The organism is Paenisporosarcina sp., from assembly GCF_049671445.1.
In the GTDB taxonomy this organism is placed as follows: Bacteria; Bacillota; Bacilli; order Bacillales_A; family Planococcaceae; genus Paenisporosarcina.
Genome location: NZ_JBATUX010000137.1, coordinates 1 through 1680 on the forward strand (window position 1 = coordinate 1; position 1680 = coordinate 1680).

Below are 1680 nucleotides of genomic sequence, written 5' to 3' on the forward strand. Positions count from 1 at the left end.
TTAAATTATTTTCGACAAGAATAACCGAAGAAGTAACAGAAAAGAAAGAAACAATGCTTCAAAATATGAAAGCGGGCATTACCTATGTAAAACAACATCGCATTTTGATCGTTATCGTATGGGTAGCACTTGTTATCAACTTTTTCTTCGGAGCATTTACTGTGGGCTATGCCTTTATTCTTGTAGATGGGCTGAAAGTACAATCCACCCATTTTGGCATAACAGAAGGAGCACTTGCCGTTGGTATGCTCGTTACTTCCATTTTATTTGCTACACGTAAGGAAGTTAAGTTGCCTCTAGTCGTTGTAAAAAGAGGCATTTTATCTATGGGAGCCTTGATGGGTTTAGCCACTTTCCCATTACTTATCGAATTACCTTATGTGGGAGTTGTCATCTTTTATATCACACTCATGTTTACATTTGGTGCGAGCATAATTTTCGTTAACACGCCAATTGGTGTAATGATGCAAAAACGCATTGATGAAGAATACCGAGGTCGCGTATTTGGACTACTTGAAACCATGTCGATGTCATTAATGCCACTAGCGATGGTGCTTTTCGGATTCCTGTATGATGTTGTTCCAGCTCAATATGTCCTACTAGGTTCTAGTATCGTTTTATTAATCGCTGTCATCTACATGCTTCGTCCAGCCATTATGAAACAAGCACATCCAGAGCTTGAAGACAAAGAAATTGTAAAAGAGCCAGTTAAAGTAGTACCTTCTTAAGTGGTTATTGAGGACCATAGGTTTCCAGTCTGCTTCGGATGCTTTACCTGCTGCAAGATGTTCTAAAGAAAAAAGGAGAGCTAGGCTTGTGACTGTGTCACTTCGCCTAGCTCTCCTTTTAAAGATGTCGAGATGCAATTTCTGCATCTTTCAGCTTCGTTTATTTTGAAAGGATAATACTATTAATATTAAATGAATACCAAAAGAAGAGTACACTTGCACCTAGCATGTACCAAGAAAGAATATGGCCAAAGGTAGTTTCAAAATACCCGCCAAGCGACAGCTGGTGGGGCCATTCAAGAACTTTTCACTGCCAACCATCATGATTAAAGACCGGATTACGGCTTATGGCTGCCGCCAAAAGTCATTTCTGTTAGTTACGCCCTTCGTTCCTAGTTCCATAATTTTACTATTACAACTAAACTCGTGATTTTTACAACTAAATCGTTAAAATTACAACTAAATGCTCCGTTTTTACAACTAAGCACCCAAATTTTACAACTAAATGCTAAACAAAAGGAATATCCTCTATATAAATCATGAAAAAAAGGAGCTAAGTGACATCTTCACTTAACTCCTCTCTGATTCTTATATACAATTTGGCGCTAGATTCACAACGTTGCTATCCTAGTACCTTGGTGTAGGTGTTTTTAACCTTGTTGGCTATGCTGAACGTGCTACCAACGCAAATCTAGGATAAACAACAATACCATTTAACACAGCTTTAAGAAAAAAATCCAGCCCCTCACATTATGAGGGAGCTGGATTTTCACTTTTTAATGATTGAGTAGATTTACGGAACAATACAATCAAACTAATTGAAGCGAGAGCAACGATCGAAGAAAGAACATAGACGTTGTCCGGTTGGACGGTGAAAATCCAAGTAAACAGTAGAGGACCAATGATCCGTCCCATATTGTCCATTGAATACGTCATTCCGGCTGCAGTGCCG

Annotated in this window: 1 protein-coding gene and 1 pseudogene; one reads left to right on the plus strand and one right to left on the minus strand. The window is 38.8% G+C overall.

Features of this window, described 5'->3' with window-relative positions:
• Positions 1 to 728 (plus strand): MFS transporter (locus WBG45_RS16550; protein WP_424416178.1); only part of this gene is annotated, 728 nt, incomplete at its 5' end.
• Between the two features lie 750 nt (positions 729 to 1478).
• Here the strand turns inward: WBG45_RS16550 and WBG45_RS16555 are convergent.
• Positions 1479 to 1680, minus strand: a pseudogene (locus tag WBG45_RS16555) (MFS transporter); the annotation flags it as partial.